Source organism: Streptomyces sp. NEAU-YJ-81 (assembly GCF_017592595.1).
In the GTDB taxonomy this organism is placed as follows: domain Bacteria; phylum Actinomycetota; class Actinomycetes; order Streptomycetales; family Streptomycetaceae; genus Streptomyces; species Streptomyces hygroscopicus_B.
In genome coordinates, this window is sequence record NZ_JAGFNO010000004.1 from 96,570 (window position 1) to 118,673 (window position 22,104).

Genomic DNA, 22,104 nt, shown 5'->3' on the forward strand with positions numbered 1-22,104 from the left:
TCTGACTGACGCGTCAACTCCTCAGCAACCCCCGTGACCACGGTGAACTCCCTTCCCTCCATAGGAATTTTCTCGCTGCACCCCCTTGACTCCAGTCTCGGACGAAGGGCTAACTGACGCATCAGTCAAACCTTTGGCACACCGATCGAGGAGGCTCTGTGCGGACTGATCAACCCGTGCCGCCGGGCAGCGGGCTACGGCCGGATATCCACACCGGCAAGGTCGCGCTGGTGACCGGCGGAGGCACCGGCATCGGCCGGGCCACCGCACTGGACCTGGCCGCAGGCGGGGCGCGCGTCGTGATCTGCGGGCGCCGCCCGGAGCCCCTGGCGGAGGTGGCCGATGAGGTCGAGGCCCTCGGCGGATCCTGCGTCACGGTGTCCGCGGACATCCGCGAGGAGGGCAGCGTCACCACGGTCGTGGGCCACGCACTCGAGGCGTTCGGCCGTATCGACGTCCTGGTCAACAACGCGGGCGGGCAGTTCTCGGCGCCCGCCGAGGAGATCAGTCCGGGCGGCTGGCGGGCCGTGCACCGGCTCGCCGTCGACGCCACCTGGGCGATGACCTGGGAGGTCGCCCGCCGGGCGATGATTCCGCAGCGCTCCGGCGCCGTGTTCTTCATCGCCTTCTCTCCGCGCCGCGGCATTCCCGGCTTCGCCCATGCCGCCTCCGCGCGGGCCGCGGTGGAGAACCTGGCGGCCGGGCTCAGCCTGGAGTGGAGCCGGTACGGCATCCGCACCGTGTGCGTGGCCCCCGGCACCATCGCCACCGGAGGTCTGGACGACCACTACACCTCAGAGGACCGGGCACGCTGGGAGAGGTCGGTGCCGCTGGGCAGGCTCGGCCGGCCCGAGGACGTCTCCGGCCTCATCTCCTTCCTCGCCTCCCCCCAGGGCTCCTACATCACCGGCACCACCGTTGTGGTCGACGGCGGAGCGGACGCCTGGGGTGCCGGGCACCCCGTACCCGACCTCGCCGCGCCGGAACCCGACCTCACCACGCCGGACTCGTCCCCTAAGGACCACCCATGACCCTCTCCGCCACTGAGCGGCGCGTTCCGGAACGCGACCTCGGACCGCTGTTCTCGCCGAACGCGGTCGCCATCGTCGGAGCCAGCAACGACCAGACCAAGTGGGGCAACTGGATCAGTGTGCAGGCGCTGCGCATGTGGCAGCGGCGCCCGGTGTACCTGATCAACCGCCGTGGTGAACCGGTGCTCGGAGAGCGCGCCTACCGCTCCATGGCCGAACTCCCCCAGCGCGCCGACCTCGCGGTGATCGCCGTCCCGGCGGACGGGTTCGAGTCGGCCGTCGAGGACGCGCTCGCCGCCGGGGCGCGCGCCATCGTCGGCATCACCGCGGGCTTCGCGGAACTCGGCACCGAGGGCGAGGCGCGGCAGACGGCGCTGGCCCGGCGGGTGCGCGAGGCGGGTGCCGTGCTGCTGGGCCCCAACTGCCTGGGTGTCCTGGACAGCGGCAGCGAACTGTATCTGTCCTCCAATCCGCTGCCGCCCGGCCCGGTGGGCCTGATCTCGCAGAGCGGCAACATGGCCCTGGAGCTCAGCCGGATCCTGGCCGAACGGGGGCTCGGCTTCTCCCGCTTCGCCTCCCTCGGCAACCAGGCCGACCTCACCGTCGCCGACCTCATCCGGGCCTACACCGTGCACCCGGAGACCAAGCTGATCGCGGTGTACAGCGAGGACTTCGGCGACGGCCGCGACTTCGTGGCCGCGGCTGCCGAGGCCACCACGATGGGCAAGCCCGTGGTGCTGCTCACCGTCGGCGCCAGCGAGGCATCCGTACGCGGGGCCAAATCGCACACCGGGGCGCTGGTCAGCGACAGCTCGGTGATCGACGCGGCCTGCCGGGCCGCCGGGATCGACCGGGTGGCCAGCCCCCGTCAGATGGCCAGCCTGCTGGAGGCACTGCATCTGTTCGGCGCGGCCCCCGCCCGCAGGGTGGCGGTGCTCGCCGACGGCGGCGGCCATGCCTCGGTCGCCTGTGACCTGGCCGAGCGGTACGGGTTGTCCGTACCCGAGTTCGATGCCGAGCTGTCGCGGCTGCTGCGAGGCCATCTGACGCCGTCGGCGGGGGTGGGCAACCCGGTGGACCTCGCGGGCATGGGTGAGCGGGACGTCACCTCCTTCGCCCGGGTGCTGGGCGATCTGCTCGACGCGCCGGACACCGACTCGGTCCTGATCACCGGCTACTTCGGCGGCTACGGCGAGTACAGCGCCGCCCTGGCCGCCGCCGAGATCGAGACCGCCGCCGAGATGGGCGAGCTGGTGCGCGACCGCTGCAAACCGGTGGCCGTTCACACCATGTATCCCTACAGCGACGCCGCCGAGGAACTGCAGCGACGCGGTGTCCCCGTCTTCCGCGCCATCGAGGAAGCGGCACGCAGCCTCGGGATGCTGGCCCGGCGCACCGCCGCCGACCCCGCGCTGCGGCCCTTGCCCGACCCGCTGCGGCCCGTAGCGGACGACGGCTACTGGAGCGCACGCGAGCTGATCCGCGCCGCGGGTGTGCACTTCCCGGCGGCGCGCCTGGTCACGACCGTGGACGAGGCCGTGGAGGCGGCCCGCGAGATCGGCGGCAGGGTCGTGGTCAAGGCGCTCGGCCTGCTGCACAAGTCCGATTCCGGTGGTGTCGCGCTCGGGCTGGAGGGCGATCCGGCGGTCCGCGGTGCCGTCGCCGACATGGCCGAGCGACTGTCTCCGCCGGGGTACTGCGTCGAGGCCATGGCGGATCTGCGCGACGGTGTCGAATTGATCGTCGGTGTCCGGCGCGACCTCCGGTTCGGGCCCGTCACCATGCTCGGCCTCGGCGGGGTCACCACCGAGGTGCTGCGCGACGTGGCCTTCGCGCTCGCCCCGCTCACCCCCGGGCAGGCCCGTGAACTCCTGGGCCGGCTGCGCTCCGCCGCCCTGCTGCACGGCGTGCGTGGCCGCCCCGCGGTCGATCTCGACGCGCTCGCCCACACCATCGCCGTCATCACCGAAGTAGCCGCGGCCCACCCGGAGATCGCCGAGCTGGAAGTCAACCCGCTGCTCGCCACTCCGCGCGGATGCCAGGGCCTGGACGCCCGCATCGTCCTGGGCTGACACCACACGGTTGACACCCACCGGCTGGCACCCACCGGCTGACACCCACACGTAAGAGCGCTCGCTCGCGCCACATCAACTCGCTCGCGCCACATCAACAGGAGGAATCACCGTGGAATTCGCCCTCAGCCCCCGTCTGGCCGAACTGAAGCAGCGTGCCGTCAGCCTGACCGGCAAGATCATGCAGTTCGAGGACGAGTGCGAGGCCAACAATGGTCTGCCGCCCGAAGCCCACGCCGTCATCCGCGACGAGGTGCTCGCCCATGGCCTGCAGGCCATCAACATGCCCGCCGACTGGGGCGGCGCGGGCCTCACCATCCTGGAACAGGTCGTCGTCCAGGACGAGTTGGGCAAGCTCACCAACGCCCTGTGGGACGCGGTATGGCGTCCCGCCAACTGCCTCAGCGCCTGTACTCCCGAGCAGCGCGAGCGCTACCTCGTCCCGGACATCAAGGGCCGCCGCCGCGACGCGGTGGCCATCACCGAGGAACATGCCGGCTCCGACCCCTCCCGCATCCGCACCACGGCCACCCGGGACGGCGACGGCTATGTCCTCAACGGCGAGAAGTGGTTTGTGACGGTCGGCGACGCGGCGGACTTCCTCATCGTCCTCGCCTATGTGCGGCCGGACAACGAGCCGACGATGTTCCTCGTCGACAAGGACACTCCCGGCGTCTCCGTCAAGCGCACCCCCCGCTACACCCACACCTTCGTCTACGAACACCCCGAGTTCCTCTTCCAGGACGCCCGGGTCGGCCAGGACGCCGTCCTCGGCAGGATCGGCGAGGGGTACGACCTGACCCGCGACTGGTTCACCGAGGAGCGGCTGATGATCGCCGCGCGCACCATCGGCGCCGCCGAGCGTGCGCTGCGGCTGGCCGTGGACTGGGCCAAGGAACGCGAGCAGGGCGGGGATGTGCTGATGAACCGTCAGCTCATCCAGGGCATGATCGCCGACTCGGTGACCGAGATCGCCACCAACCGCGCCTTCACCCACCAGGTGGCCTGGGAGTTCGACCAGGGTGGCGACCGCAAGACCCTGCACGCCAAGGCCGCCACCGCCAAGCTCGCCGCCTCCGAGGCGTCCAACCGGATCGTCGACCGCTGTGTGCAGATCTTCGGCGGCCGCGGCTATATGCGGGACATGCCGGTCGAGCGGCTGTGGCGCGAGCTGCGGGTGGACCGGATCTGGGAGGGCACCTCCGAGATCCAGCGGCTGGTCATCGCCAACGAGGTCGGCAAGCGCGGCCTGGACGACCTGCTGTCCTTCACCGCCGGGAGCTGACCGGCGCCATCCGGCGGCAGGGGCCGTACGGCCACGCCCACGGCCCCTGCCGCCGACCACCCCACTGTCGCGCCGCCCGAACACCCGGCGCGGCAACGACCGTCAAGCAGCCAGGCAGGAGAAGCACCAGCGCCATGACCGTCACCGACACAACGCCCGCCGCCTCCCCGGACGCCGGCACCGTGGAGATCGAGCGCACCGGCGAACACCACGACATCGCCGTGCTCACGCTGCGGCGCGAGCGGAAGCTCAACGCGCTCTCCACTCATCTGGAATCCGTCCTGCTCGACGCCCTGCGCAGCCAGGAGGTGCGCACCAGCCGGGCCGTGGTCGTCACCGGAGTGCCGCGCGCCTTCTCGGCCGGGGCGGACACCGGCGAGCTGCGCGAGATGACCCCCGAGGCGATCGCCGACTACTACCGCTCTTCCGGCGCCGTGTACGAGTCGTTCGCCGCCCTCCCCCAGCCCACGGTGGCGGCCCTGTCGGGCTACTGCCTCGGCGGCGGCCTGGAACTGGCGCTGGCCGCGGACATCCGGGTGGCCGCCCCGGACACGGTCTTCGGCCTGCCCGAAGTGGGCATCGGCATTCTGCCCAGCTCCGGCGGGGTGACCCGGCTGGTGCGGGAGGTCGGACCGGCCCGCACCCGCGATCTGGTGCTGCGCGGCCGCCGCTTCGGGGCGCGGGAGGCGTACGCCTGGGGGCTGATCGGCGAGATCGCCGAAGGGGGCACCGTGCGGGAGAAGGCGGTGGAGATCGCCGCGGAGCTGGCCGGGCAGCCGCGGCTCGCCGTCTCGGTCGCCAAGCAGGTGATCACGGCGGCCGCCGATGCTCCGCGCGAGGCGGCGTTGCTGCTGGAGCAGCTCGCGTACGCCGCGCTCAATCGAAGCGGCTGAACCGGTCCGCCGCGACCACGACCGTCAGGGGGGATCCGCAACCACACGCCCATCCACGCTCGCGCCGAGGAGAAACCGTATGGCAGTCAGCACCACCAAGGAGACCGAGGCACCGGACACACCGGGCGACGCCCGGCACCGGCCGGTCATCGAGAGCCGGTCGATCGACTATGTGCCCCTCGCCGAACGCCACGGCAAAGTCTGGCATCTGTTCCCCGTCTGGTTCGCCGGGGACGCGCATCTCGCCACCATCGCCACCGGCGCGATCGGTGTGACGCTCGGCGGCAACCTGATCTGGACGGCCATCGCCATCGTGCTCGGCAACGCTCTGGGCACCTTCTTCATGGCCTTCCACTCCACCCAGGGCCCGCAGCTGGGGCTGCCCCAAATGGTCCAGTCCCGGCCCCAGTTCGGATTCGTCGGCGCGCTGCTGGTGTGGGTCGTGGCACTGGTGACGTACATCGGCTACACGGCCTTCAACCAGGTGCTGGTCGGCTCGACGATGGACCACCTGGCGGACACTCCCCCGTCGGTCAGCTATATCGCCTACGCCGTGATCGGCATCGTGCTCGCCGTCGTGGGATATGACTTCATCCACAAGGCGTCCCGGTGGCTGACGTATCTGACGGGTGCGGGCCTGGCCGTCTTCTCCGTGGGCATCGTGGTGGTCGCCCCCTTCAGCGCGGACCAGCTCGATCTGAGCGCCTTCACTCTCGCTCCGTTTCTGATCCAGCTGTTTCACGCCGCCGTCTACCAGCTCTCGTGGTCCATCTACGTCTCCGACTACTCCCGCTATCTTCCGCCGACGGTGGGGGTGCGCTCCTCGTTCTGGTGGACGTATCTGGGTGCGGGCTTCGGTGGCGCGTGGATGATGCTGGTGGGGGCGGTGGCCGCGGGGCTGTTCCCGAAGCTGGGCCTGGTGGATGCCGTGATCAAAGCCGGTGACCAGCTGTTTTCCGGCTTCGGTGTCGTGCTGTTGCTGTTGTCGGTGATTCCGCTGTTCACCATCGGCACCCTCAACTTCTACGGCGGCAGCCTCACACTGCTCTCCAGCATCGACTCGGTGAAGCGGATCCCGCTGACCCTGGGCACCCGCATCGCCACACTGGTGGTCATCGGCGTGGTCTCCACCGGGCTCGCCTTCAGTGCCAACGACGACTTCCTGACCACCTTCGGGGACTTCCTGATCGTCCTCGGCTACCTCTTCACACCGTGGACCGCGGTCAACCTGATCGACTTCTATGTGGTGCGGCGTGGCCGCTACTCGATCCGCGAGATCTTCAACCCCCGTGGCATCTACGGCCGGTGGAACTGGCGCGGGCTGACCGCCTATGGCGTCGGCTTCGTCTCGATGCTGCCGTTCGCCGTGATCGGCGATATGGAGGGGCCGCTCGCGCACTGGGTCAAGGGCGCCGACGTCACCATGCTGGTCGGACTCGCCGTGTCGTCCCTGCTCTATCTGGTGCTGTGCCGCTCGCTCGACGTTGACGCCGAGCGTGCCGTCATCGCGTCCGCCGACGCCGGTCTCGACCCGGACCACGCCGGACACCACGCATGAACGGAGCCGATCCAAGGATCTCGTGGCGTATGCCTCGTTTGATTCGCCGGTGAGAAGAAAAGGAATAGACGATCCATGCCCTCCACCACAAGGATTACTTGTGACTTACATCACAGGCAACATCTCCGCACCCCTGTGAAATGATGCCACCCGTATTGGCATCGGATGACGGTATGGCGCATCACTTCTTCAATGTTTTGGCCAGCCGTAACCGGGGGAGACAAAATTGCCGACGATGATTGTCATCGGACATAGGGACGGTCTGGACCAGGCGCTGCGGCACCGAGGCTTGGACCCCTTCTATATCGTACAGGCGCCGGCGAACACACCAGAGGGTCGACGCTTCAGGTGTGTCGCCGACATGGAGAACGCCCAGGAGATATTGCGAGCAGCGCTCTCCGCGCATCTTGATGATGTAGCGGGAGTACTGACCGTCCATGAAATGGGCGTCTTCGGGGCAGCTTATTTGCGGCAGCAGTTGAGCCTTCCCGGAAACATAGACTCGAAGACTACTCTCTATTTCCGGGACAAGCACCTGCAGAAGAGCAAGTTGCCGCCGCAGGTCAAGCGAGCGCGCTGCCGATATGTGCCCATCGGTACGTCCTTCACGGATCTTGCCAACGATCTGGGGGACGTCTTCGTGATCAAGCCGGCGACCGGAGCCGGCGCCCTTCGCACGAGCGTCGTCCGGTCCCCGTACGAGTACGCGCAGGCCGTGAAGCCGTTCTCCGGGCAGTCGGATGTCGAGATCGTCGCCGAGTCCTTCATAGACGCCTCGGAAGTCTATATAGACGGCATCTGGAAGAACAGCGATCTCCAATGGTCGTCCATGAGCCGCAACCACATATCACCGCTGAGTGCCGTACAGGGCGGCGTGCTGGCCGCCCACATATTGGACAGAAAGCGGTATTCACCACTGTTCCAGCAAGCGGAGACGCTCGCCAGGCAGGCACTCACAAACCTCGACGCACCGGATTGCGTGTTTCACCTGGAAGCGTTCACGGAAGACTCGGGACTGACTTTCGGTGAATGCGCCATCCGTCTCCCGGGTGCCCTCTCCCCTCAGGTCAATAAGCTGACATTCGGCGTCGATCTCTTCGACGCCGAAATCAGCCTCGCGCTCGGGGAAGAGGTGACCCAGCCACTGGACAGCGGTGACCCGGATCGATTCTACGGCTACATCCTTCTCCGTCGCCCGAAAAGCGGCAGTCTGACGCAGAGAGATTTCGAACGTCACTTCACTTTCGATGAGATCCAGTATTCTTCGTCACCTGATGCCCCGATCGGGCCGTATGGCCGTGTTGGACAGGCCATCGTATCCGACCAGGATGAGCTGAAGCTGCAGCGGACGATCGAGGAAATCGTGCGATTCAATGAAGCCGGCAGCGGATAAGAGGGAAGATCATGGCAGACGAGCAGGCCAAGGCGCCGGACAGCACCGCCGTGCGGGTCGCCCTCTGGCGGGCGATGCATGTCCAGGTCGACCCACCGCCGCATGTGCTCGACGACGAGATCGGCCTGCGGCTGGCGGCCCCCGACGACGACTGGCGCCGTCGCCCCGACATGGATCCGCACGCCACCAGCGGGTTCCGGGCCGCCATTGTGGCCCGCGCCCGTTTCATCGAGGACCTGGTCGCCGAGCAGGCCGACCGCGGCGTCACCCAGTACGTCACCCTCGGAGCCGGCCTGGACACCTTCGCCCAGCGCAAGCCGGAGATCGCCTCCCGGCTGCAGCTCTTCGAGGTCGACCAGCCCGGCCCCCAGGAGTGGAAGCGCCACCGCCTGGTCGAGCTCGGCTACGGCATCCCCGACTGGCTGCACCTGGTGCCGGTCGACTTCGAAGCGAGCGAGTCCTGGTTGGAGCGGCTGACCACTGCCGGCTTCGACTCCGGCCGGCCGGCGGTCATCGTCTCCACCGGCGTCACCATGTACCTCACCAAGGACGCCACCGCGGCCACCCTCCGTCAGATCGCCGGACTCGCACCCGGCTCGGCACTCGCCATGACCTTCATGCTGCCGGCCGAGCTCCTCGACGACGCCGATCGCCCTGGCCTCAAGGCGAGCAAGGACGGCGCGCAAGCGGCCGGAACGCCGTTCATCAGCTTCTATACCCCGCAGGACATGCTGGCGCTGGCCCGCGCATCCGGCTTCGAGGACGCCCGGCACTTGCCGGGAGCCTCGCTCGCCGAGCGCTACTTCGCGGGTCGCACCGACGGCCTTCGTCCGTCCAGCGGAGAGGACCTGTTGCTGGCCACCACCTGACCCCCCGTCAACGCCACTTACCGTTCCAAGACGACCGCGGGTGGAATCAGCACCCCCGCAACGAGCTTGCGGCGATAGCGCATACCCGCGCGCCCGGCCACGGTGACGTTCCCCACGACGGTGAATCCATTGCGTTCGAGCACGGTCTTCGAGGCCACGTTGTCGAGGGTGGTGACCGCGGTGAGGGTGGAGAGGCGGTACTCCGTGGCGGCCAGGCGGCACACTTCTTGCACCGCGGCGGTTGCCACCCCACGGCCCGCGGCGCGCTCGCCGATCCGGTAGCCGAGTTCGGCGTCGCCTTCCTCGACGTCCACGAGATTGACGCGGCCGACCAACTCCCCCTGGTCGTCCATGACGACATGGAAGTGACACACACCGGCGTCCTGCTCGGCGAGCCGGGCGCGGAGAAGGGAAGCGAACTCCGCAAAGTACGCGTCCCCGCGGTCGGAGATCGACCGAACGAAGTACTCGCGGTTCTCGCGCTCGAAGGCCAGCAGGGCAGGCGCGTGGTCTGCCCGGAGCCGTTCCAACCTCAACATGACCCAAAGCATACGTACCCGTGGCCGCGTTCAGCCACGGCCCGGGCGCGCCCGAGGGGCAAACCACGTGGAAACCGGGCCAGTTCCGCCCCTCAGATCCAAGCGCGCGCTGTGCGGATATCGAGCCGCGGGACATTCGGTGGGGAATTCTCCCCGGGGGTCGGGCCCGGGGAAAGAAATCCACAATCTGCTTGTGCATCACGCCTATCCCTCAAGTATGCGGGCCCAGTAGCCTGTTCTTCCTGACGCTACTGTCGTGCTTGGGAGGCTGAGAGCCAGTGATCGTACTCGGTTACAACGGATTCAGCAGAGGTGCGGAACTTTTCGGGCGTCTCTACGGGGCAACTGGTGTCGGCCGTAATCTCTTGGTGGGTCACGACGCCGCGGCGGCTCTGGTGATCGACGGCGAGTTGGTTGCGGCGGTCGAGGAGGAGCGGCTGAGCCGGGTCAAGAAGACCTCCGATTTTCCGGCGGACGCAATCACCTGGTGTCTGAACTCGGCTGGCGTCGACATCGACCAGGTGGATGTTTTCGCTTTCCCCTGGCGGTTTTCGCCGACCGTGGCCGAGCAGATGATTTCGGAGATATGCGACTCCGACATGCCGGTCACGGCCAAGTTCGACGCTCTGCGCAGCACGGGCGAGCTCTACACCGACATGCTCGGCCGGGACGCGGTGTACAACGACTTCGTCCAGCGCACCGGGCACGAGCTGGATCCCAACAAGCTCACCCTGGTGCCCCATCATCTGGCGCATCTCATGTGCGGCGCCTACCTGGCCGGCGGGGGCGACGCCGCCTTCCTGGTGAGCGACGGCCGGGCGGAGACCCTCTCCGCCGTCATGGGCGAGCTGCGGAACGGTGTGGTCCGCCTGTTCGACGAGAGCGCGGTCCCCATGACCAGTTCGCTCGGGGTGGCGTTCGGGAGGATCACCCGCTACCTGGGGTTCGTACCGAACAACGACGAGTACAAGGTGATGGGCTTGGCCGCGTACGGCCCGCCGCCGCACCACAATCCACTGCTCGAACGCGTGGTGCGGCTGCACGAGAACGGCTCGTACACCATCTCCATCCCCCGGGACATCGGGGCCTACTACGCGCTGTTCGACAGCCTGTTCGGCGGTGACAGCGAGAAGCGCGAGCAGTTCGACTTCCGTGTGAAGGTCGCAGGGCTGGCACAGCACATGGTCGAGGCCATCACCGCTCATCAGCTGCGGACGCTGACCGCGGCCTCCAGCCTGGACACCCTGCTCTTCGAGGGCGGTCTGGCGCTCAACTGCGTGGCCAATACGAAGATGCTGGAGAGGTCGCCGTTCACCGGTATGGAGGTCAGCTTCGGGGCCAGCGACCCGGGGGTCGCCATGGGCGCGGCCGTGTACGCCGCCGGTCTCAGGAACCGGCCCGCCGACGCGGTCACCACCCCCTACCTGGGGCCTTCGTACGACGAGAGGCAGGTCCTGGACACCCTCGCGGAGTACGCGGACCGCGTCGAGTGGCAGGAGGAGCCCGACGCCACGTCGGTCGCCGACAGGACGGCGGAGCTGCTGGCCGGGAAGAACGTCGTGGGCTGGTTCCAGGGCCGGGCGGAGTTCGGGCCGCGGGCCCTGGGCAACCGCAGCATCCTCGCCAATCCGTCCTTCCCCGACATCAAGGACATCATCAATCTCCGGGTGAAACACCGGGAGCCCTTCCGCCCGTTCGCGCCGGTCATCCTCGAATCTGAGGCCCCGCGCGTCTTCGAGATGGGCAAGAAGACCTCATCCCCCTATATGACCTTCGTCTTCCCGGTGCGGAAGGAGTACCAGGAGCGGATCCCCGGTGCCTGTCACGTGGACGGCACGGCACGGGCCCAGACGGTGAACGAGCGGCAGAACCCCGCGCTCGCTCGGCTGTTGCGCGCGTTCACGGCGCGGACGGATGTGCCCTGCCTCCTCAACACCTCGTTCAACGTGGCCGGTGAGCCCATCGTCTGCTCGCCGCGGGACGCGTTGGAGTGCTTCCTCGCCACCGAAATCGACTACCTGGTCATCGACCGGTTCGTGGTCACCAAGAAGGAGAGCTGAGCGGCCGGCCCGCGGGAAATCCCCCTCCCGCGGGCCGACCACCCCTCACGCCTTTCAGAGCTGAATGGGCTCGTTCGGTCCACCCTTTGTCTCAATGGTCAGGAACGACAGAACCTCATCGCCGATATTCTTCAGGTCATGAAGGTGGTATCGCCCACCGGGGCAACAAAAATGCCGAGACTGTCCTCGGACATAGGAGATCTCGTGAGTGGTGCCATCGCTTGAGTGCTGGCGGGCCCGGCCGCTTGTGAGCGCTATCCAGAAGTAGTCCAGCACATGCCGATGGACGGGGATCCGCTCTCCCGGTTGAAGGGAGGTCTCCCAGATGCGCAGCGAATCGGTCTCCTTCACCAGCGACTGGCCGATCCAGCCGTTATGGGCATTGTTGTCGAATTCCTTCCGCAGCTCCGGACTCCAGCGAGCAAACGCTTCGGCGACTACGGTGCTCGACAGAGAGAGACCGGAGCGAGATTCATTACCCACGAATCGGATCCTTTCGGCTGAACGATGTGGCTCACACGGCGGAGGAGAGTGCGTCGAGCAGGGCGGTATTCGCACGCCGATCGCCGATGGTGATGCGGCAGGTGTCCGGGATCGCGCGCCCGGTGTCGGCGACGACTATCCCCGCGTCCCGAAGCTGCTCCATGACGCGCTCGTGCTTGTGCAGTCTGACGAACAGAAAGTTGGTCTCCGAGGGGAACACCCGGTCCACCGCCGGGTGTTCGGCGAGCGCCGAGGCCATCCGGTCACGCTCGGCGCGGATGCGCTGAATGCCGTCGAGCACCGGCCGCGAGTTGGTCAGCCGATCCCGCACGGCGTGCTGGGAGGCATTGGTGAACCCGAAGGGCACCTGCACCCGCCGCAGCGCTTCGACGATCCCGGGCTGGGCCAGGGCGATTCCGCACCGCGCGGCGGCGAGGCCCCATGCCTTGGAGAGTGTCCTGAGCACGATGAGGTTGCCGTGTTCTTCGACCAGCCCGGCGTACGAGGGCTTCTCGCTGAACTCGACATAGGCTTCGTCGATCACCACCAGCCCGCGGCCCCCGACCAGCAGGTCCTGTACCTGTTCCGGATCGAGCCTAGTGCCCACGGGGTTGTTGGGATCGCACAGGATGGTCACCCGTGGATCGGCCGCGAGGATGGCCTCGGTGTCGAGCCGGGACAGGTCGTCACCGCACAGCGGCACTTCGACCACGGGCAGGCGCAGGAGGTGGGCGAAGTGGGCATAGAGCGGAAAGGTGGGCGGCGTGACGCAGACGCGCTCGCCGGGTGACGCCAGCGCCGCCAGGAGCAGCATGACGCCGTCGACCGCGCCGCTGGTGAAGAGCAGGTGATCCGCGCTCAGCGCATCGACCCCGTCGTGGCCGGGCAGCGTCGAGATCGTGGTGAGGTAGGTTTCGGCCAGCTCTGCCGTATCGAGGTGGGGATACTCGGCCGCGGCGCCCAGGAACGGACTGGTGTTGCTGGACAGGTCGATCGTGTCGAAGCGCGGCACATGGCGAAAGCGGGCCGGGCCCGGGACCGGTACGCCCGTGACGGGGAGAGCCGCGAACTCCGACACCGCCTGCTCCGCTCCCTCGGCCGCCGGGGCCGCGAGGCCGGGGGCCCGCAGCCAGTGGTCGAGGGGGACGAACAGATCGGCTCCGAGAGGGCGCATGCGGTGGGCATCCCCCCGGCCGAGGTGGACCCACTCCAGGCCGGAGCGCCGGGCGTGGCGGTACAGCTCGTACAAGGTCGCGACGTGGAGGTTGTGCCGTGCGGCGGGATCGTCGTGGTCAATGGCCTGGGTGAGGTAGTAGAGCCCCCGGCCGTTGTGGGATGTGGTGATGAGTCCGGCCTGGACGACGGTCTTCTCGCTACGGCGCACGAGCATCTCCGTACGGTCCGCCAATGCCCCGTGTGCGAGGGCGTCGAGGGCGTCGGCGTTGTACAGGTTGTCCTGGCCGCCGTGGCGCTCCGTCCGGCGCCGGCGGAGTTCCACGAAGGCGTCTTTCGCCCAGGGGTTCCCGTCGAGCTCGGTCAGCGGGATCCGCTCCCAGGTGACGTCACAGGAGAACGCGTGGTGGTGGCGGCGCAGATCGTGGAGTTGCCCGGCACCGACGCGGGCCCGCAGGACCTCGTCCACCTCGCCGGGCAACCGGACGACACACTCGCTCTCGGTGGCGAGGGGCACGAGACCTGCCGCCCGCAGCGCGCCGGTGTCGTCACTGCGGCGCACATTCGGCACGAGGATCTGGGCCACGTTCAGCTCATCGGCGCGGCGGGCCAGCTCATCGAGGGTGTGGGGGGCTGGGACGGGGCTGGTCGGGTGGTACGGGGACCCGCCGCCCACCAGGGTGGGGCGCTCGAGCACGGCGGGGTCCAGGGCGGCGAACGCCTCGGCGTCCCAGCCTAGTTGGGCCAGGGAGCACACCGGCTCGCGGGACCCGAGGGCAGCGGACAGCACCTGCTGAAGCGCGTCGATATCTGCGGACCTGCGCATGCTCGTTCTCCACTCCTCTTCGTCACTGAGATGTCTCGGCTCCGTGCGCATCGATGTAGTCGTCGATGCGGTCGCGGTACTCTTCGAACAAGTCGGCCACGGTGCGGGCGATACCGGTCTTCCAGCCGACGGAGCAGTCCCCGATCAGGTCGCGGCGGACGCCGTGGTCGAAGGTGGCTGTCTCCCGGCTGTAGTCGCCGCGGTCCAGTTGGACCGGCACTCCGGTGAGCGCGGACATGTACTCCAGCAGATCGGTCATGCCGACCGCCTCGTCACCGCCCCAGTTCACGACCCGCGCGGGCGCCCGCGCCACGTCCCACAACAGCGGTACCTGACGGACGACGTCATCGGTGTGCAGCAGGTCGCAGTAGTTCTGCCCCTCGCGGGGCACCGCGCAGGGCTGCCCCTTGCGCATCTGGTTGAAGAGGATCATGGGCACACCGCCGTGGCCGTACGGGCCGTAGGCGATGTTGAGGCGGGCTATCACGCTCGGCAGAGCGAGTGCTTCGGACAGACCGCGCACCACTCCTTCGGCGGTGATCTTGCCGACGGGGTACGTCGGCAGCCACGGCGCCGCCCCGCCCAGCGGATCGCTCTCCCGGTACCGATGGGTTTGATCGGCTCGGTTGTAGACCACCCCGGACGAGACGTACAGGAACGACTCGGCCGCGGCGCAGTGTGTCATCAACCGTGCGGTGCCGACGGCGTTGATGCGCGCGGTTTCCTCGAAGTCCTTGCCGTCGCCCCGGTGCACTGCCGAGTGGAGCACATGGGTGAAGTCGCGCGGCAGGCCCTCCAGATCATCGGTGGCCATGTCCCAGACGGCGGTGTGGGCGCCCCGTTCCTGGAGAGCCTTGCGGGCGCTTTGGTCGCCGAACCGGCCCAGGCACCACACCTCGTTGTCGGTGGCGAGCGATTCGGCGACGGGCCTCGCGACCTGTCCGGTCCCACCGGTGATGAGAATCTTCTTGCCTTGCATGATCGGCGGCTCCTGGTGGTGTCAGCGGTTGCCTTCTGCCCGTCTCAGCCGAGCGCGCGGGCCAGTTCCTGCCGCAAGGTCGCCTGGAAGGTCTGCACATGCTGCGGGCTCATCAGGGTGTAGTGCTCCCCGTCGACCTCGATGTAGGTGTTGGGGTCACGGGTGAACTCGTCCCAGTGGCTGAGCTGGCCCTCCAGCCATTCCTCTTTGGTGCCGCGCAGCGGGGTGCAGTAGAAGACCTTCACCTGGCCGACCGAACCCGACGGTTCGTAGGTACGGCCCAGGTGCACCATGCTCTGCGCGAGGTGCACCCAGGCGGTGAACCGTTCGACGGAGAGGTCCAGTTCGGTCAGGCGCCGCTTGGGCGCGTGGTCGATCAAATAGGCCAGCTGATCGGCCTCGGGCAGCGGTCGGAGGGTGGCGGTCAGCCGCTCGATGTCGGAGGCGTCGATCAGCTCGAGGAACAGCGCCAGGTTGATCGCGCCGTCCGTGAAGGTGATCTCGTTCATGCGGTCGGAGATCCGCGGCGGCAGGTTGAAGACACCCACGAAGCCGACCTCGTCGCCGTCGGCTTCCAACCGCTTGGCGATCTCGAACGCCACCGCCCCGCCGTAGGAGTACCCCGCGACGGCGTACGGGCCGCTGGGCTGCGCCCGCCGGATGGCCTCGACGTAGGTGGAGACCATGTCGGCGAACGACTCGAAGTGGGTCTCGCCCGCCCCGAAGCCACGGGCCCGCAGGGCGTAGAAGGGCCGCTCGCCGGTGAAGTACTTGGCGAGGTTGACGAACACCAGCACCTCCCCCAGGCCGGGGTGGACGCAGAAGAGTGGCGTCCCGTCTCCGGTGACCTGCAGTGGCACCAGCGGATCGTAGGTGGCGTCTCCGGTGGCACCGTGTCCGGCGGTCAGGCGGCCGGCCAGCGCTCGTACGGCCGGGGCCTGCAGGAGCGTGGACATCGGCACATCCTCGATGCCGAACTCGGTCTGAATCTCCAGCTTGAGCCGCAGCACGTCCAGCGAGGTTCCGCCCAGGTCGAAGAAGCTGGCGGTCGACGACACCGTCCTGGTGTCCAGGACGCGTGCGTAGATGGCGGCCAGTGCGGTCTCGACGTCGCCCTCCGGGGCCACGTGGCCGCCGAGGAATCGGGTGCTCACCTCGTCCGACCGACGGGCCGCCTCGTCCAGGCTCCCGTCCTCGACGGCCGCGCGCAGCCGCGACCGCTGGATCTTGCCGAGGTTGCCGCGGGGGATCTCGTCCTCGGTGACGGGGAGGATCAGCTGTGGCCGGAAGCCCCAGTGCATCACCGTGGAGCTGCGGATCGCCACGATGGCCCGGTACACCGCGGTCTCGTCAGCGGTGCCGCCCGCCGGGACGAACGCGATGGCGAGCTGTTCGGTGTCGGCCCCCTCGGGGCGTATCGGGAACGCGGCGACCTGTCCGCGCTTCACCCCGTCCAGCTCGTCCAGGACCGCTTCCAGGTCGTGGCTGTAGTAGTTGACGCCGCTGACGATGATGGAGTCCTTGGTGCGGCCGACCAGCATCAACCGGCCCTCGGAGTCGAGGTGGCCCAGGTCTCCGGTGCGGAACCAGCCGTCGGGGGTGAACGCCTGTGCGGTGGCCTGGTCGTTGCCGAAGTAACCGTCGGAGACCATCGGGCCGTGCAGCTGCACCTCCCCCGGCTCGGCCGATCCGGGCTGGTCGGTGGCGGCCAGCACCTTGCCGTCGTCGTCGGTGATGCGAATCCGCAGGCCCCGCACCGGACGGCCCAGCGGGGGGAACTCCGTCTCCAGGTCATGGGTGGCGAAGTCACGGTTGAACACGCTGCCCGCACATGTCTCGGTCATCCCGAACGCGGGCACGATCACATCTCCGCGCAACCCGTAGGGGGAGAGCGTGTCCAGGAACGCCCGTACGGTGGCGGTCACGGTGGCCTCACCGCCGGAGATGATGTGCCGCACGTGTGACAGGTCCACCTCCTGCCGCGAGGCGGGCCGCCCGGCGAGGGCCTGGTTGATCTGCCCGAACAGGAAGTTGGGGGTGAACGTCACTCGCACCCGATGAGCCGTGAGCAGCCGGAGGAACTCCACGGGGTCCGCCAGCACCGTGGCCGGCGTCGTCATGACCTGGCCGGCGCCGTTGAACATCGGCAGCAGATGCGCCTCGATGGCGGCGATGTGGTCGACCGAGATCCAGTTCAACGAGGTGTCGTCGGGCCCGAGTTCCAGCGCTCCCGCCTTACCGGCCTGGGCCGCCAGCAGGTTGGCGTGGGTGAGCCTGACCGCCTTGCTCGATCCGGTGGACCCGGAGGTGAGCATCAGCAGGGCGAGATCGTCCGGCGCGGCCACATGGTGCTGATCGGGCTCGGCCACGGCATGACTCAGCTCCTCGACCGTCACGCTCCGCAGCCCGACATGGGGCAGGTCTCCGTGGGCCGTCTTGGACATGACCACCAACGGGTCGCCCAGGAGCGTGCGCAGGTTGGCCAGTTGAGCGTGCCACCGGGAGGGGTCGGCCGGCGGTGCGATCGGACACGGCACGGCACCGGCGAGTACGCACCCCCAGAAGGCGCGGAAGAAGGGCTCCGGATCGTTGGCCGCGATGAGTACCCGGTCACCCGGGGCGGTGTCGCGGTCGCGCAGCCCCTGCGCAATCCGGCAGGCGCACTCCCGCAACTCCGCGTAGGAAAGGAAGGGGCCGCCGATGAATACAACGCCTCGAGTCGTGTCGGATGCCGCGCGCTCGAGCAGCTGCGGGAGTGTCGAGGCATGACGTTGATCCGGCATGGGGGAAGTCCTCCGATCAGAAGGGACGGAAAACCATGGCGAGCGGAGCTTGGGGCGCGCCGCGCCGCAGAAAGGCAACCGGGGTCGGGTTCGCACATTGACGCCGACGGGGTGCGGATCCTGGGCGGGGCACGGTTGAATGCGGCCAGGGGCGGGCGGAGCTTGGCATCCGCGGCACGCGTGATCGAGACGACGCGATTCCGTTGGTGCCGGGGTATCCCCGGCCGGTGGCTCGGTCCGGACTGGCCGGAAGGTCAGATGGAGCCAACCTCGTTGAATCGCACGATGTCCTCGATGGTCTTCTGCAGTTTCAGCTCATCCGGGTCGGATAAGATGGCCTGTCCCACGCGGCCATACGGCCCGATCGGCGCATCGGGCGATGAATCGTAATCGATCTCATCGAAAAGGAAGTTGCGCTCGAAATCCCTTTGGGTCAAATTGCAGCCGTCGGGGCGGCGCAGCAGAATGTAGCCATGGAAGCGCTCCGGCGCGCTGTGGCCCCGCAGGGCTCCAGTCGCCCCCTCCCCCAGCGCGAGACTGATTTCGACGTCAAAGAGATCGACGCCGAAGGTCAACTTATTGACCTGAGGAGACAGCGCCCCCGGGAGGCGGATGGCACACTCGCCGAAGGTCAGCCCCGCTTCTTCCATGAACGCTTCCAGATGGAATACGCAATCAGGTGCGTTCAGGCTGGTGAGTACTTCCCTCGCGAGCGTCTCCGCCTGCTGGAACAAGGGCGAATTCCGCCTTCTGTCCAGTACGTACGCGGACAGGATCCCGCCCTGTGCGGCCGTGAGCGGCGAGGTGTGGTAGCTGCTCATGGACGACCATTGGAGGTCCCCGTTCTCCCAGACGCCGTCGAGGTAGACCTCGGGGGCGCCCACGAAGGACTCGGCGACGATCTCGACATCCGACTGACCGGAGAACAGCGTCAGGGCCTGTGCATACTCCTCCGGCGAACGGATGATGTTCGTACGGAGAGCGCCGGCTCCGGTCGCCGGCTTGACCACGAAGACATCTCCCAGGTCATTGGCGAGGTCGGTGAACGACGTGCCTATGGACACATGCCGGCAGCGCGCCCGCTTCACCCGAGACGGCAGCTTGCTCTTCTGGAGATACTTGTCCCGGAAGTAGAGGGCCGTCTTTGAATCCGCGTTCCCGGGAAGGTTCAGCTGCTGCCGCAGATAGGTTGCCCCGAAGACGCCCATTTCATGGACACTCAGCACCCCTGCCACATCGTCAATGCGCGCGGATAGCACCGCCCGGAATATCTCCTGGGCGTTCTCCATGTCGGCGACCCGAATGGACCTCCGGCCCTTCGGCGGGCTCGCGGGCGCCTGGACGATATAGAAGGGATCCACGTCTCGGCGCCGCAGTGCCTGATCGAGATCGTCTCTATATCCGATAACAATCATCGTTGGCATTGGCGCCTCCCCGTTACGGCTAGCCAAAACTTGAAGAAGTCATTTGCCGTACTGCCACCCGATGTGGATTCGGGTGGTCCCGTGGATCGGTGTTGTCTCGCGATGAGCTACTTCGTCGAGGCCAGCACCGGTGCATCGTTTCACAGAGATACGAAAATGTGATCCATTGCGGATGGGCTTGTGATGCAAATCACAAGTTGCGCAATGGAGTTGAAATGGAATTACTCATTCCATTCGTGTTCGCGGAGCGCATTCACCATGCCGGTCATGCCCCATATAGCACTACATAGAGAAATTGGGACCGGCCGGACGGTCCCCGCAATGGCGGGTGGGCGCTTACGCCGCTGCCGCTGCGTAAGCGCCCACTGTGCGGGTCCGCCGATCAGATCGCGGTGAAGCCGCCGTCCGCCGCGACTACCGCGCCCGTGATGAAGCTGGAGCGGGGCGAGATGAGAAAACAGAGCACTTCGGCGATCTCCTCGGGCTGGGCCACCCGGCCGAGCGGCTGGGCATCGGCGAAGGATGCCAGGTACGCACGGCTGTCGGACCGGAACGTGTCGAGGAAGTCCGTCTCGATGACTCCCGCGGCCACGATGTTCGCCCGGATGCCCAGCGGTCCGCCTTCGACGGCAAGGACCTTGGTCAACTGAGCCAGGGCACCTTTGGAGGCGCTGTACGCGGCGCCCTGGGGCAGTGCGACGGTGCATGTGTAGGAACCCGTGCTCACGATGGCTCCACCACCGCCTTCCCTCATCGCGCGGAACGCCTCACGGGAGACGAGGAAGGACCCCCGGGCGTTGACCGCCATCACGGTGTCCCAGTCCTCTGCCGTCGTCTCCGTGATCGGCTTGTTGAGGGTGCGCCCGGCGTTGTTGACCAGGATGTCCAGGCCGCCGAAGGCATCGACGGCTGCCCGTACCGCGCGGTGGGCGGTCGCCTCCTCCGTGATGTCGCCGACCAAGGGGTGAACACCAGGGAAGTCCTCGGCCAGTTCCCTCACCTCGTGGCGCTGGTCGACGGCGACGATCCGTGCGCCGCGGCTGTGCAGAAGCCGGACGGTCTCCTTGCCGACGCCGCGTGCCGCCCCTGTGACCAGGGCGGTCTTGCCCGTGAACTCCCACGAATCAGCGGGACGAGTGGGTGTCGTCATGGTGCTGTCCTTCTTCGATGCCACCGCGGGAAGCGGCGGTGGTGGGCAGAGTGGTGTGCGCTCGGGCGTTCCGGATGAGCGTGGTGGCGGCCAGACCCGCGAGGACTCCGCCGACGATGACCGCGATGGCCGGGACGTATCCGGCCAGCGGATCCGTGCCGTTCGCCCGCTGACCGGCGTCGGCCACCGCGGTGACGACGGCCAGCACGACGGCACCGCCGATCTGCATGGAGGTGTTGAGCAGCGCCCCGGCGAGGCCCTGGTCCCGGTCGGGTACACCGGTGACCGCGCTCATGTTCAGGGCGGGGAACGTGGCGGCGGTGCCGAGGCCGTTGAGGACCATGACGGGCAGGACCACGGAGACGAAGGAGGAGTCGGGTCCGATCCGGAAGAACATCGCGTACGAGGCGGCCAGCAGCAGCATTCCGGCCGCGATCATGCGGTGGGCGCCGAACCGGGCCGCGAGACGCCCCGCGAAGGGCGCCACCGCGCCGTTGACCAGGCCGAGGGGGACAAAGGCACCGGCCGTCTCCAGAGGTGTCCAGCCCAGCACGTTCTGCAGATAGAGGGTGGCGAGGAACGCGAAGGAGGTGTACGCGCCCCACATCGCGAAGATCGTCAAGTTGGCGCCCACGCTCTGGCGGCGGGTGAGGAAGGACAGGGGCACCAGGGGCGTGCCGGTCCTGGCCTCGATGCGCACGAACAGAGCGAGCAGGATGGCTGTCGCCGCGAACAGGGCGATGGTGCGCACCGAGGTCCAGCCGTGCTCCGGCGCCTGTGCGATGGCGTAGACACACAGGAGAAGCCCGCCGGTGACGGTCAGCGCCCCGGCGACATCGACCCTGCCCCGCCCGGCCGGCGGCGGGTCCGGTGGCAGCAGACGGCTTCCCGCGAAGAGCGCGGCCACGGCGATGGGCACCGGCAGCGCGAACACCAGCCGCCAGGAGACCTCGGTGAGCACACCGCCGAGCACCAGGCCGCCGACGAATCCGCAGGCGCCCGCGGTGGCGTACCAGCCCAGGGCTCTGCCGCGCTCGGGGCCCTCCGGCCAGTTGGTGGTGATCAAGGACAGTGCCGCCGGGGCGAGGAACCCGGCGGCCACGCCCTTGACCAGCCGGGCCGCGATGAGCAGCCCGCCACTGGGAGCGACCGCCCCCGCCACGCTGACCACCGCGAACACACCGACGGCCGCCAGGAAGGTACGCCGGCGGCCGAGTAGGTCGGCCGCCCTGCCGCCCAGCAGCAGGAACCCGCCGTAGCCGAGGGCGTACGCGGACATCACCCACTGCAGGGACGCCGGTGACATGCCCAGGTCGTCCTGGATGGCGGGCAGGGCGACGCCCACGTCGGACAGGTCGATGGCGTCCATGAAGTGGGCTGCGCACAGGGTCAGCAGGGCGAGCGCGCCGGGCGTCGCACCGGCGGGCCCGGCGGGCCGGGCGGGCCGGGGACCGGTCCGGCCCTGACCGGCCGGTGGGTCCTGTGCTGAGAGGGGGCCACTGGCCTCCTGCGTCATGCTCTTGCTCTCTCTTTCGATGGGGGTCGCCCGAGCCGGGCTCGGTGGTTCGGGTTCGTGGTTCGGGTCC

At 68.1% G+C, this 22,104-nt stretch carries 16 protein-coding genes; 8 read left to right on the top strand and 8 right to left on the bottom strand.

What is annotated here, in order from left to right; translation table 11 throughout:
* Positions 1-158 precede the first annotated feature (158 nt).
* From J5X86_RS11620 to J5X86_RS11650, 7 genes are all read left to right on the top strand, one after another.
* The gene (locus tag J5X86_RS11620; protein WP_208516667.1) at positions 159-1,031 is read left to right on the top strand and encodes an SDR family NAD(P)-dependent oxidoreductase; all 873 of its coding nucleotides are present in this window, start codon (positions 159-161) and stop codon (positions 1,029-1,031) included.
* Positions 1,028-3,103 carry an acetate--CoA ligase family protein gene (locus J5X86_RS11625; RefSeq protein ID WP_208516668.1) on the top strand — a complete coding sequence of 692 codons (2,076 nt, stop codon included), beginning with the start codon at positions 1,028-1,030 and terminating at the stop codon, positions 3,101-3,103. Before J5X86_RS11620 ends, J5X86_RS11625 begins: the two co-directional genes overlap by 4 nt.
* A 112-nt stretch (positions 3,104-3,215) precedes the next feature.
* Positions 3,216-4,388 carry an acyl-CoA dehydrogenase family protein gene (locus tag J5X86_RS11630; RefSeq protein WP_208516669.1) on the top strand — a complete coding sequence of 391 codons (1,173 nt, stop codon included), beginning with the start codon at positions 3,216-3,218 and terminating at the stop codon, positions 4,386-4,388.
* 134 nt (positions 4,389-4,522) lie between these two features.
* Positions 4,523-5,281, top strand: a complete 759-nt coding sequence (locus J5X86_RS11635) for an enoyl-CoA hydratase/isomerase family protein (RefSeq protein WP_208516670.1) — start codon at positions 4,523-4,525, stop codon at positions 5,279-5,281.
* A 79-nt stretch (positions 5,282-5,360) separates the two neighbouring features.
* Complete coding sequence (locus J5X86_RS11640; RefSeq protein WP_208516671.1) at positions 5,361-6,839, top strand: cytosine permease; 1,479 nt, start codon at positions 5,361-5,363, stop codon at positions 6,837-6,839.
* A 226-nt stretch (positions 6,840-7,065) separates the two neighbouring features.
* Positions 7,066-8,232 carry an acetyl-CoA carboxylase biotin carboxylase subunit family protein gene (locus J5X86_RS11645; RefSeq protein ID WP_208516672.1) on the top strand — a complete coding sequence of 389 codons (1,167 nt, stop codon included), beginning with the start codon at positions 7,066-7,068 and terminating at the stop codon, positions 8,230-8,232.
* Positions 8,233-8,243: 11 nt separating this feature from the next.
* Complete coding sequence (locus J5X86_RS11650) at positions 8,244-9,101, top strand: class I SAM-dependent methyltransferase (RefSeq protein WP_208516673.1); 858 nt, start codon at positions 8,244-8,246, stop codon at positions 9,099-9,101.
* Between the two features lie 17 nt (positions 9,102-9,118).
* Here J5X86_RS11650 and J5X86_RS11655 read toward each other — a convergent pair whose 3' ends face one another.
* Complete coding sequence (locus J5X86_RS11655; protein WP_208516674.1) at positions 9,119-9,640, bottom strand: GNAT family N-acetyltransferase; 522 nt, start codon at positions 9,638-9,640, stop codon at positions 9,119-9,121.
* A 278-nt stretch (positions 9,641-9,918) separates the two neighbouring features.
* On the opposite strand from J5X86_RS11655, the gene J5X86_RS11660 reads away from it, so the two are divergent.
* Positions 9,919-11,700 carry a carbamoyltransferase C-terminal domain-containing protein gene (locus J5X86_RS11660; protein ID WP_208516675.1) on the top strand — a complete coding sequence of 594 codons (1,782 nt, stop codon included), beginning with the start codon at positions 9,919-9,921 and terminating at the stop codon, positions 11,698-11,700.
* Between the two features lie 54 nt (positions 11,701-11,754).
* Here J5X86_RS11660 and J5X86_RS11665 read toward each other — a convergent pair whose 3' ends face one another.
* From J5X86_RS11665 to J5X86_RS11695, 7 genes are all read right to left on the bottom strand, one after another.
* Positions 11,755-12,183 carry a cupin domain-containing protein gene (locus J5X86_RS11665; protein WP_208516676.1) on the bottom strand — a complete coding sequence of 143 codons (429 nt, stop codon included), beginning with the start codon at positions 12,181-12,183 and terminating at the stop codon, positions 11,755-11,757.
* A 31-nt stretch (positions 12,184-12,214) separates the two neighbouring features.
* On the bottom strand, positions 12,215-14,182 hold the full coding sequence (locus tag J5X86_RS11670) for an aminotransferase class I/II-fold pyridoxal phosphate-dependent enzyme (RefSeq protein ID WP_208516677.1): 1,968 nt from the start codon (positions 14,180-14,182) through the stop codon (positions 12,215-12,217).
* Positions 14,183-14,204: 22 nt separating this feature from the next.
* Positions 14,205-15,161, bottom strand: a complete 957-nt coding sequence (locus J5X86_RS11675; protein WP_208516678.1) for an NAD(P)-dependent oxidoreductase — start codon at positions 15,159-15,161, stop codon at positions 14,205-14,207.
* 44 nt (positions 15,162-15,205) lie between these two features.
* Entirely contained in the window at positions 15,206-17,944 is a 2,739-nt protein-coding gene (locus J5X86_RS11680; protein ID WP_208516679.1) for a non-ribosomal peptide synthetase, read from the bottom strand.
* Positions 17,945-18,198: 254 nt separating this feature from the next.
* Positions 18,199-19,368 (bottom strand): acetyl-CoA carboxylase biotin carboxylase subunit family protein, encoded by a 1,170-nt coding sequence (locus tag J5X86_RS11685; RefSeq protein ID WP_208516680.1) that lies wholly within the window; start codon positions 19,366-19,368, stop codon positions 18,199-18,201.
* A 382-nt stretch (positions 19,369-19,750) separates the two neighbouring features.
* Positions 19,751-20,518 carry an SDR family NAD(P)-dependent oxidoreductase gene (locus J5X86_RS11690; protein ID WP_208516681.1) on the bottom strand — a complete coding sequence of 256 codons (768 nt, stop codon included), beginning with the start codon at positions 20,516-20,518 and terminating at the stop codon, positions 19,751-19,753.
* On the bottom strand, positions 20,493-22,034 hold the full coding sequence (locus tag J5X86_RS11695; RefSeq protein ID WP_243980126.1) for an MFS transporter: 1,542 nt from the start codon (positions 22,032-22,034) through the stop codon (positions 20,493-20,495). The genes J5X86_RS11690 and J5X86_RS11695 overlap by 26 nt, the downstream gene beginning before the upstream one ends.
* Between the last annotated feature and the right edge of the window lie 70 nt (positions 22,035-22,104).